General features: G+C 49.1%; 12 protein-coding genes and 1 tRNA gene. 8 read left to right on the top strand and 5 right to left on the bottom strand.

Going from position 1 to position 10,987, the window contains the following annotated elements; all coding sequences use genetic code 11:
- Positions 1–64: 64 nt before the first annotated feature.
- The 4 genes from HWQ67_RS06805 to HWQ67_RS06790 form a co-directional block, all read right to left on the bottom strand.
- Positions 65–448, bottom strand: a complete 384-nt coding sequence (locus HWQ67_RS06805) for a ParA family protein (RefSeq protein WP_218251927.1) — start codon at positions 446–448, stop codon at positions 65–67.
- Positions 449–737: 289 nt separating this feature from the next.
- Positions 738–812, bottom strand: a tRNA-Lys gene (locus HWQ67_RS06800).
- 132 nt (positions 813–944) lie between these two features.
- Entirely contained in the window at positions 945–2,822 is a 1,878-nt protein-coding gene (gene dxs / locus HWQ67_RS06795; protein WP_218251926.1) for a 1-deoxy-D-xylulose-5-phosphate synthase, read from the bottom strand.
- Between the two features lie 48 nt (positions 2,823–2,870).
- The gene (locus HWQ67_RS06790; protein ID WP_218251925.1) at positions 2,871–3,749 is read right to left on the bottom strand and encodes a polyprenyl synthetase family protein; all 879 of its coding nucleotides are present in this window, start codon (positions 3,747–3,749) and stop codon (positions 2,871–2,873) included.
- 301 nt (positions 3,750–4,050) lie between these two features.
- On the opposite strand from HWQ67_RS06790, the gene HWQ67_RS06785 reads away from it, so the two are divergent.
- From HWQ67_RS06785 to HWQ67_RS06750, 8 genes are all read left to right on the top strand, one after another.
- A complete protein-coding gene (locus tag HWQ67_RS06785) occupies positions 4,051–4,833 on the top strand; it encodes an HD domain-containing protein (protein WP_218251924.1) in 783 nt (260 codons plus the stop codon).
- A 44-nt stretch (positions 4,834–4,877) separates the two neighbouring features.
- The gene (locus tag HWQ67_RS06780) at positions 4,878–5,522 is read left to right on the top strand and encodes a MotA/TolQ/ExbB proton channel family protein (RefSeq protein ID WP_218251923.1); all 645 of its coding nucleotides are present in this window, start codon (positions 4,878–4,880) and stop codon (positions 5,520–5,522) included.
- Complete coding sequence (tolR, locus tag HWQ67_RS06775) at positions 5,503–5,904, top strand: protein TolR (protein ID WP_218251922.1); 402 nt, start codon at positions 5,503–5,505, stop codon at positions 5,902–5,904. Before HWQ67_RS06780 ends, tolR begins: the two co-directional genes overlap by 20 nt.
- Complete coding sequence (locus HWQ67_RS06770) at positions 5,901–6,881, top strand: cell envelope integrity protein TolA (protein WP_218251921.1); 981 nt, start codon at positions 5,901–5,903, stop codon at positions 6,879–6,881. Before tolR ends, HWQ67_RS06770 begins: the two co-directional genes overlap by 4 nt.
- Before the next feature lie 14 nt (positions 6,882–6,895).
- Positions 6,896–8,158, top strand: a complete 1,263-nt coding sequence (gene tolB, locus HWQ67_RS06765) for a Tol-Pal system beta propeller repeat protein TolB (RefSeq protein WP_218251920.1) — start codon at positions 6,896–6,898, stop codon at positions 8,156–8,158.
- A gap of 13 nt (positions 8,159–8,171) precedes the next feature.
- Positions 8,172–8,735, top strand: a complete 564-nt coding sequence (pal, locus tag HWQ67_RS06760) for a peptidoglycan-associated lipoprotein Pal (protein WP_218251919.1) — start codon at positions 8,172–8,174, stop codon at positions 8,733–8,735.
- A 21-nt stretch (positions 8,736–8,756) separates the two neighbouring features.
- Entirely contained in the window at positions 8,757–9,809 is a 1,053-nt protein-coding gene (gene ybgF / locus HWQ67_RS20180; RefSeq protein ID WP_218251918.1) for a tol-pal system protein YbgF, read from the top strand.
- A gap of 277 nt (positions 9,810–10,086) precedes the next feature.
- Entirely contained in the window at positions 10,087–10,308 is a 222-nt protein-coding gene (locus HWQ67_RS06750) for a hypothetical protein (RefSeq protein WP_218251917.1), read from the top strand.
- A 187-nt stretch (positions 10,309–10,495) separates the two neighbouring features.
- On the opposite strand, the gene HWQ67_RS06745 is transcribed toward HWQ67_RS06750, so the two are convergent.
- The coding region (locus HWQ67_RS06745; RefSeq protein WP_218251916.1) for a hypothetical protein at positions 10,496–10,987 on the bottom strand (492 nt) is incomplete at its 5' end.

Here is a 10,987-nt window from a genome sequence, read left to right as displayed (position 1 = left end):
ATGTCTTTCTCCTTTCTGCATGTGTTATTACATACAAATATTATTACACATAAACCACTTTTTTTCAATACTTTATACATCGTCCACGCTTGTTTGGAGTGCTACCGTAATCAGCAGGTAGCAAATCAATCTTAATATTATCTATACCATCCCAAGCGTTTTTAGTAATAGCGCTATTAATATTGTAGGTGGCATTTTTCTTTACTGCTGAAAGAAGGTAGTAAACTGTTTTTCGTTGAGGTGCTCCTGGTCGGTACATACCTAAGAAACTGTCTTTCCCCATCAGCCACACCGAAGCGTTAGCCTGAGGGTCCATGTCTATCACCAACACCCTATGTCCTCTGAGAGCCAATTCCCCTGCGATGTTGACGGTGTTAGAGGTCTTGCCCACGCCGCCTTTGAAGTTTATGAAGCTGATCACCTTCGCCTTCTGCTGTCCATCTGCCATGTCCGTCCGGTGCCTCCTTGTCGTTATTCTTCTGAGGTGTCATCACCCTACCGATAGTCTAATTGATGGTGTAACGGAAAATCCAGTGAAGTTTTGTTCACAGGTTTGGGTGCAAGTGGGCGCATCACTGCCACAGCTGAAAACGCCCTTCCCCGTCGGTCGGGGGGTGGGTGCGTTTTGGGTGCATTTCTGCATCCACTGTTCGCATATTGCGAGCATTTTCGACACCTGGTGATACCGTATGATGCCCTGTGAGACTCGGTGGATTAGCTTGTGCGCTGGAGGTTGTTGGTGCGCCACGAAGGATTTGAACCTTCAACCAACGGATTAAGAGTCCGCTGCTCTGCCGTTGAGCTAGTGGCGCATACATGTTAATTATACATGACAGATGCAGGATTGTCAAACTATTTTTATGTTGTCTTTAATAATTTCTTCTCAGGGGTGACAACATATCCATGGTGGAAGGGCAGAGATATGGGATTTTTTTGCAATTTTCTCATACATTCTGCCTCTGCTTCAATAGCGTGGTTGCAGCCTTACATATGCCATTGGCATCGAGTTCATAGATGTGGCGTAAGATATCCTGTCGCCCGTGCTCTACAAATACATCCGGAATGCCTATGATTTTTACCGTTACGTCTGTTATTCCTGCCGAGTTTAAATACTCAAGGAGGGCACTGCCAAAACCTCCGGCTACTACGTTTTCTTCTACCGTTATGACACACTTTATGCGCTTAAACAGAGATACAAGGAACTCGTGATCAAGGGGCTTTATAAATCTCATGTTTACAACCTCCGGCTCAATGCCCTCTGCCCTGAGAGTCTTTGCTGCCAGAAAGGCGCTTAAGACGCATTGACCGACTGCCAGAAAGGCTATGTCCTTACCTTCCATGATCACCTCAGCCTTGCCATACTGCACGGGTAAGCAGAACTCCTCCATATCCTCGCCTACACTATCCCTGGAAAATCTGACGGCAGCGGGGAGACCTTGATTTATGGCGAGTTTGAGCATCGCTGTTAATTCAAAGCCGTTTTTAGGTGCCATTATGCTCAGGTTTGGCACATGTCTCAGATAGGATATATCAAACAGTCCCTGGTGAGTTGGGCCATCCTCGCCCACTATACCGGCCCTGTCTATTGCAAAGATTACGGGCAGCTTCTGGAGACACACGTCATGCACAATTTCGTCATACGCCCTCTGAAGAAAGGTTGAATAAACAGCCACAACCGGCCTCAGCCCCTGCACCGATAATCCCGCGGCAAAGGTTGCGGCATGAGGTTCGGCTATACCCACGTCATAAAACCTCTCAGGGAAGCGTTTGGCAAAGGTCTCTAATCCCGTTCCTTCGGTCATGGCGGCCGTTATTGCTATGACCCTGGGGTCTACTTCGGCAAGCTCCACCATGGCCTGACCAAATAACTCGCTAAAAGAAGGGGGTGCCTGGCACTTCTTGGACTGGCCGGTGTCAGGCTCAAAGGGGCCAACCCCATGAAAGGTACACGGGTAACGCTCGGAGAACTCATACCCCTTACCCTTTCTGGTTATTACATGCACCAGCGTTGGTCCTGTAGAGTCCTTGATACACTCAAAGGCATCTATCAGTTTCCCTATATCGTGGCCATCTATTGGGCCTATATACGTAAAGCCAAGCTCTTCAAATAACATTCCCGGCAGTATGAAATACTTAAGCGTGTCCTCAGTTTTCTGTGCAATCCGCGAGACGTGCTCTCCAACCTTGGGGATGAACTCGATGAAGCTCTTTGTTTCCTTTTTAAATTTCTTGTATATGTTGCACGTCATGATCCTGGTCAGATACGAGGAGAGGGCACCCACGTTTTTGGATATGGACATTTCGTTGTCATTGAGTACAACGATAATGTCTTTTTTGAGGTGTCCGGCGTGATTGAGTCCCTCAAAGGCCAACCCGCCCGTCATGGCGCCATCGCCAATGACCGCTATAACCTTAAAGACCCTCCCCAGACGCTCTCTGCCCTCCACAATCCCAAGGGCAGCCGAAATCGAAGTCGAACTGTGACCGGTTCCATAGGGGTCATGCTGACTCTCCTCCCTCTTGGGAAACCCTGACAGACCTCCGTGCTGTCTGAGTGTGGGGAATCTGTCGAGTCTGCCCGTTAAGAGCTTATGTGGATAACTCTGGTGTCCGACGTCCCAGATGATCTTGTCTATGGGGGAGTTGAACACATAGTGCAGCGCCAGGGTCAACTCGATCACGCCCAGGTTGGAGGCCAGATGCCCTCCGGTTAAGGAGACCTGTTTGATGATCACTTCCCGAATCTCCTGCGCCAGGTCTTTAAGTTCCTCGATGCAGAGGCGCTTGATGCTTGCCGGGGTTTTTATCTCTTTTAATCGCATACGTTATAGTTTTATCCCTTCCGTCTTAGTCTTTGATGTTTATATTGCCTAGTTGGTTCTTCTTGTGAGATAGGTTGCTATCTCTCTGAGCCGACCGGCCTTTTCAGCCATCGGTTGTATTGCCTCCAGTGCGGCGGTTATGAGGTCTTCGGCGATTATTTTGGAACGCTCTATGCCGTATAATGCCGGATAAGTCATTTTGTCTCTGGAGTCGTCAGCCCCCTTTGTTTTTCCCAGTTCTTCGGTGGTGCCTGTGACGTCTAGGATATCATCAACCACCTGAAAGGCCAATCCAATGCCTTCGCCATAGCGCCTAAATGCCTGAAGTGTTTGCTCATCGGCCTCCGCAAGTATCCCTCCGATCATTAGAGATGCCCTAATCAGGGCAGCCGTCTTATTGCGATGTATAAACTCAAGGGTGTCTATTTGCGGAACCTTGCCCTCTGAAATTATATCCATCGCCTGACCCGCCACCATGCCATAGAGTCCCGCCGCCGCAGAAAGCTCCCTTATGGCTGCAAGCAAGGCACTATCCGAAACCATGGTGCTGTGGCTGAACATATGAAAGGCCTCCGTCAACAAGCCGTCCCCCGCCAGGATGGCAATGGCCTCGCCATATACCTTGTGATTGGTCGGTTTACCGCGCCGGAGGTCGTCATCGTCCATGGCCGGGAGGTCGTCGTGTATCAGTGAGTAGGTATGTATCAACTCCAGCGCTCCTGCCTGCGGTAGTATATCCTGTCCGTTACCGCCACATGCCTCATAGGCCGCCATGCACAACACCGGACGTAGCCTCTTGCCACCGGCAAAGACCGAATACTTCATCGCATCATCTAAAACAACCGGCTGGATACTGTTCTTGAAGTATTCCAACAGGAAATTCTCAACTATCCTCTTTTTTTCGTCTAAGTATACCTTTAATTCCATTTATCTCAACCCGTCCAAGATAACAGGGGTTTTCGGCCCTGCGTTTTTTTATTTTTTGACCGATGAGCTCAATTCTGCTTAAGCACTCACCCTCATGACACTCATAATTTAATATTATACCATAAATGTTCCCTCTAAAAGGTATCATCTTAAAAAAAGCGCATGGTAAATATAGTTCAGAGACTTGCGGAGGAAGGGGGCAACGCCGTCTCTTTTTTTTGTGTGCATGACTATGCTACTATTGTGTACAAAAACAATTTACGATATCGATAAGGATGAGCAGTCAACAGACATATTTAAGATGAACAGAGAAGACTTTGTCGCACTTAGGAGTTGGTTTAAGGGCTTTTGCCAATCCTTCTACAGTGCAGAGAGGGAGGACCAGTTAAACGTTGCGTTAAAGGAGAGGCATTCCTTCAGCGTTTGGGAAAACATGGCTCTGATAGCCCGACAGCACCTCGACGGCGAAGGGGGCGTCGTGCTTGCCGAAGCCGTGGGCCTGCTGCATGACGTGGGCAGATTCCCACAGTATGCCCGGTACAAGACCTTCAGAGACAGTATTTCGGTCAACCACGGCGCCCTAGGCATGGAAACCCTCATCAAGGAAGGTCCGCTTGCGCAGATGAACAGCCGTGAGTATGCCATCCTCACGCAGTCCGTCAAGTATCACAACGCCTACAAGATTCCTCCCGAACTTGACACCGAAACCGTGACGTACCTGAAACTCATCCGTGATGCCGATAAACTTGACATCTGGCGCGTGTTTGTCGAGTACTTCGACACCGATGAGGCAGACCGCCCTTCGGCAGCGGCACTTGGACTGCCCCTGGTTGGCACCTGTAGTGATACCGTACTGAGGTGCATTTACAACCGGCAAATGGTGGCCCTCAAGGACGTCTCCACGCTGGATGACTACAAGCTGCTCCAATTGTCATGGATATTCGATCTCAACTTCAGCACATCACACAGGCTGCTGTTAGAGAGGGGATACATTGGCCGCATACTTGAAAACATGCCACAGGTTGATGGCCTTGATACTTTTTTGACGGACTGTGTGCGGGAAAAAACCACGGTTGACTTTTAAGTGACGTTGTACTAAAATACCTCTTAGTAGAAGGTATAACAGTTATGGATCAAAAAGCGTTTAGTTTAGTGCTCCAGGCAGGGGTGGTCGTAAAGCTAGTATTGGTGACACTGCTGCTGTTTTCAGGCATATCATGGGGTATAATCCTGACCAAGTGGAGGCTCTTCTCCAAGGCCAGGGGGGAGACCCTTTCGTTTCTGAGGTACTTCAAGGCCGGCAAGGAGGCCGCGGGGCTTAATAAGGTGGCCAGGGCATGCACTCTTAGTCCGGTGGCGAACATCTACAGGTCTGTCTATGAGGACAGAGACATCGAGGGCATAGACGGCTTAAGACGGGCAGTACGCAGATACAGCTCCATTGAAAGCGCCAGGATCGAAAAGTATTTGGCCTTTCTTGCAACCACCGGCTCCACAACGCCGTTCATAGGGTTGTTTGGCACGGTGTGGGGGATAATGAACTCCTTCATGGGGATCGGTTCGGTGGGGTCGGCGTCGTTGGCGGTGGTGGCCCCGGGCATAGCGGAGGCGCTCATTGCAACAGCCGCCGGACTTGCAGCGGCTATACCTGCCGTTATGGGATACAACTTCTTCCTGAGCACAGTGCGGACAATCAATATAGAGATGGATGACTTTGCCGAAGATCTCGTGGCATTCTTTCAGGGGATGATGGATGAAGATAGAAAGAGATAGGCATGTCCTTGCCGAGATCAACGTTACCCCCCTGGTGGACGTTATGCTGGTGTTGCTGGTGATCTTTATGGTGACCGCTCCGATGATGAAACAGGGACTCGATGTAGACCTGCCAAAGACAAAGGGTACGTCTATGCCAAGTCAGGACAGGTTTACCATTACCATAAAAAAGACCGGCGATATCTATCTCAACAAAGAGCAGTTTACCATGCAACAATTGGTGCAGAAACTCAAGGCCATCAGCGCACGTAATCCCGATGTCTACCTCGAGGCGGATAAGGACGTCCCATACGGTAAGGTGGCCGAACTGATGGCAGAGATAAAGACCGCAGGAATCGAAAAACTCGGCATGGTCACCGAACCGATACAATCGAAAAAATGAACAGACAACCAAATGTCAGCAGGCAGCCAAATGTCAGCAGGCAGCCAAATGTCAGCAGGCAGCCAAATGTCAGCCGACGACCGGTTATAACCAGACAGCCCAATATCAGCAGACAGCCCAATATGATGGCAAACACGGCGGTGTCATTTATACTCCATGCGGTGGTGTTTACGCTGTTAGCCTATACGGTAAAAAAGCAATCCCCGATGCTGATCCCCCCTGCGTATAAAGTAAGCCTTGTCTCTGTGGGTGATGGTGGGGCTAAGGCCTCCCAACCTTCGGTGAAAAAGACAACGGAACTGAAACCGCCTGCAACAAAGCCTAGCGTGGAGAAACCGGAGATGCAAAAGCCTGTAGCCAAAAAAGAACCCCCGGTAAAAAAAGAGGAAAAAACCGTGCCAATTCCCAAGGAGGTACCAATTGCCAAAAAGGAACCGGACAAACCCGTTACAGAGCCCAAGAAGGAAGACAAGGCAACGCCGGAGCCAAAGCCCCAAGAGCCTACGGCTAAAGAACATACGGCCAAAGAACCTACGGTAAGTGTCGAAGATACCATAGCGGCACTAAAGGCCAAAAAAAAGCTGCAACAGCAGAGCAAGCTGCGCTCTATGATAAATCTCAAGGCCGATAACGGTTCCAACAACACTCACACGGCAACGCAGCGTCCCGGTAGCAGCCCCTCCCTGTATGAATCACCCAACGGAATTGAAAGCAACGATATACTGGCCCAATATATTGGCCTGATTGGAACTCTGATCAGGAAGCAGTGGATATTTCCAGATTCTTCAAAAAAGGGCCTGGAAGCAATCGTCTTTTTTAGCATCACAAAGGACGGCAAGGTTGAACATGTAAAACTCGATAAGTCCTCCGGCAATACCTTCTACGACCGCTCCTGCCTCAGTGCAGTAAACAAGGCGGTTCCGTTGCCGGTGCCGCCGGTGGAAAACATGGAGGTCGCCATAAGGTTTTACCCATGAAGAAGTCAAACTTAGTGAACACATTACAACTGTTCGTATTGCTGCTGGTGCTGTGTGCAGACAGCGTGGCCCAGGGCAGGGTCTACATCGATGTAACCTCCCCGGGGGGGCGGAAGCTCCCCATTGCCGTACAGGACTTTACCGGCATTGCAGAGGGAACCGGGGTGTCGGATATCGTAAAGTCCGACCTGCAGTTTACAAATCTCTTTTCGCTTGTCGATAAGAATGCCTTTGTTGAGACGTCGGATACGCCGTTTAATCCGGATAACTGGAGACCGCTTGGCGTGGATGCCGTGGTAAAGGGCGTCTTTGAGGCAACCTCCGACTCCTCCCTCAGTGTGACGGTGTCGGTATACGACGTCGTTGAGGCAAGGAATATACTAAAAAAGAACTACTCAACCAGAAAGGACCTCCTGCGCCCCCTGGCACACAAAATAGCCGATGACCTCTATGAGGCAATCACAGGTCAAAAGGGGATATTCAGTACCAGGATCACATTTGTCGGTTACGACAGTGGTGAGGGCAGGTCTGTATACCTCATGGACTTTGACGGACAACGCATAAAGAAAATCGTCAAAAAGAGCAGCCTTATTGCCAGACCACGCTGGTCACCCGACGGCAAGAGGTTAACATACTCCGCCATGAAGAAAGGGAAATGGACTATCAACCTATTGAACTTTGACACGGCCTCCGAAACGGAGGTATTCTCCTCTAAGGCAACCGACCTTGTCGGGGACTTTACTCCGGACGGCAAGGCTTTACTGCTGTCTTCCTCCAGTAAGGGTTCCCCGGACATCTACATGCTACAGCTTAACTCCAAGGTGCTGACTCCGCTGACATATGCCGATGCCATAGAGGTCTCACCGGCCTCCTCACCCGACGGCAGACAGATAGTCTATGTCTCCAACAGGAGCGGCTCCCCACAGTTGTACATTATGAACTCCGATGGCAGCGATTCCCGAAGACTCACCTTTGAAGGCAACTATAACACGGCCCCTGATTGGTCACCGGCAGGCGATCTGATCACCTTCTGTATGACGGCAGGGGGCAGGTTTCAAATAGCCACGATAAAACCCGATGGCTCTGCCCTTACTGTCCTGACCAGTGCAGGCACCAACGAAGAGCCGGCGTTTTCACCCGATGGCAGATACATAGTATTTACCTCGGACAGGGACGGCGTAAAGGGTGTCTATGCGATGACTGTAAACGGAGAAGGACAACACAGGATATCACCCAAAAATATAAGGGCCCTTGGCCCTTCATGGTCACACAATTAACGGAGGTTTTTGAATGAAACGTTTGGCAGTTTTGATTTTTGCAGTGCTCTTTATAGTGAGCTGCGCACAAAAGGAGGTTGTAGTCCCTGATCAACCCCCACCACCACCTAAGGACACTACCAGCAGGGATAAGGATGTCAGCCCTAAAGACACTTCAAAGGACGGAGGCGATACCACATCGATTGACAAAGACTCGATCAAGGACAGAGGACTGACGGAAGAGGAAATCAGGGCGGCAATGCAGAATGTCTTTAAGAACGTCAACTTTGCCTACAACAGGTCTGACATACTGGATGAGGCCAAGCCAATGCTGCGTAAGATATCAGATTGGATGTTAACCCACAACTCGGTGAGTATTCTCATCGAGGGGCATTGCGACGAAAGAGGCACCAGCGAATACAACCTCGCACTGGGAGACCAGAGGGCACAGGCTACAAAGGCTTTCCTGGTATCCTCAGGAGTACCGGCAATGAGAATGGAGACGGTGACGTTTGGTAAGGAAAAACCCCTATGCCCTGAACACAATGAGACCTGTTGGTCCAAGAACAGAAGGGCTTCTTTTGTAATCAGCAGGTAACTGCAGGCAGGAGGCGTTTAAGTGCGTTATAAGCCAGGACCATTGGTGCAACTATGCATGCTGGCAGTGGTGTCAGTTATTGCTGTTGGTTGTGCGTCAACGGACGATCACAGCCAAATAAGAAATGACCTCAATACGTTGCGTAGCGCTCAGTATGCCCAAAAAGACGAACTACAGGAGGTAAAGAAGCGTTTGGCTGTTGTAGAGGCTCAAAAACAACAACAGCAACAAAAACCCGCAAAGTCCGACGTATCTGACGCTATACGTGAAAGCCAGGAGAATCTGAACTCCAGGTTTGAGCATTTAAACAAAGAGATGCAGCAGTTACAGGGTCGTTACGAGGAGCGAAAGTACTACGTAGACAAGATGTTTGGAGAGGGTAAAACAGACAGGGATGTTCTTAAGGCGCAGATAGAGAACATTGAAAATGAAATAAAAGAACTGCAACTGAAAATGGGCAGAATAGACGCCACATTGCAGCAGAAGGGCATGGCCGTACTCCCTCCCAGAAACGAAGCGAATCGTGAATTGCCTCAACCCACGCCTCCGCCTCCTACACCACAGGCACAACCGGAAAATGGTAACGTCAAGACCCTCTATGATGCAGCCATCAAGGACTTCCAGGATGGTAAATTCAAAGAGGCCAGAGATAAGTTTAACCGCTTGATCAAGGACAATCCGGCAAACCCCCTTGCCGGCAACAGTCACTTCTGGATTGCCGAAACCTACTACAGAGAAGGTAGCTATGAGGACGCCATACTTAGCTACGATGTAGTTGTAAAAAAATATCCGGGTAACAGTAAAATCCCTGCTGCAAAGTTGAAACAGGCACAGGCCTTTATTGAAATAAAGGACCCAAGGACTGCCAAGGTTATTTTGCAACAACTGATAGAGGAATTCCCCAAAAGCACGGAGGCCGAAACAGCCAAAAAAATCCTGCAGGGAATAACCACCACTCCAGCTCCCCGCAAGGTGGAACCTGTAAAAAAACCGCAGGAAAGCAAAAAAACCGAACCACCAAAGACAAGACCCGTCAGGCCTGTTGCTAGCAGCACGCATCAATCAGACGAATAACCGGAAATCAAAAAAAATTGGGGGGCGCTGTCCCCCTCAATACTTATGCCCATCCTGTCTTGGCAATGCCTTATCTCGCACCGTTGCACATCTTGATATACCAATGTCTACGCAAGGGTATTATAGAGCGTTTCGATTGTGTGCAATACAAGAAAGAAAGGGGCGGCTCCGCCCCCCTTCAGAACCCCCTGCAAGGGGACCAGTCCCCTTGACCCTGTAAAATGCCATTATCTTGTATTTAATCCAATCGAAACGTGCTATATAGAAAACATGTGAAATGGAAGAACCAACAAGTGAATTAATTTCAAGTTTAAATGAAGTAGTATGCATAGATGAGGAAATAGGAGGTGTAATAATTACGAGGGTGGTAAAACCAGTAGGATTGGCTGAGAGAGTGTTAGAAATGCTTGGCATACAAATACCTGAAGTGTTAGGGACTGTTTGTGCGAATAGTTTTGAGATAAAGCAACATAGAATATTGAGTATAAAGGATTTATAGGGATAACTCGGCCACTGTAATCTGGAACTTCCGTTATAATTCTTTATCATCGATATTGTGCATCCTGCAAGTGTCCCTGCGCAGTCACCGCTCCAGCCCGCAAAGATTGAACCATCGGATGTGGCTGCCGTAAGGGTTTGGAAGGAGAACTCGGGGCGATTCACAACACCGGTGTTGCCTGACCAGGTTATCGACAGGGGGCACCTGTTACACTGCCGTTGCCTGTACCTGCCTTGGTTACGACGATATTGTAATAAGTACCGAGGTCTGGAGGCGGTGTGGGGGTGGGGGCAAGTGTTGATACAATGGTTGCTGTAAAATAAGCGTCTACAGTACCAGTATCACCAAAACCACCAGCACCACCATCAGTCTGGTCATATAATTGGCCACCAGCATAAGCGTTTGCATCATGATACCAAATCTTGGTGCCGGTCACAGTAAATGTGTAATTTTGACCACTGACAACGCTAGCAGGTGTAGATAAAGTAAGCGTGTTGTCTTGGTTTGCCGTGAGAGTTACAGCCTGCGTATATAACATATTGCCAACGGCAGCGCTTTGACCGGTATATATGGTTAAACCTTCATGAATAGGAGCACTATTCGCCCCCGCCCATGAAAATTGCGAGAGCCTTATGCATTGTGCCCTGGTTCTACTGCTCTTGACAGTTTTTTCATTCAA

This window comes from Candidatus Magnetobacterium casense, assembly GCF_019173545.1.
Taxonomy (GTDB): Bacteria; Nitrospirota; Thermodesulfovibrionia; order Thermodesulfovibrionales; family Magnetobacteriaceae; genus Magnetobacterium; species Magnetobacterium cryptolimnobacter.
This window is presented reverse-complemented; position numbering and strand designations above follow the sequence as displayed.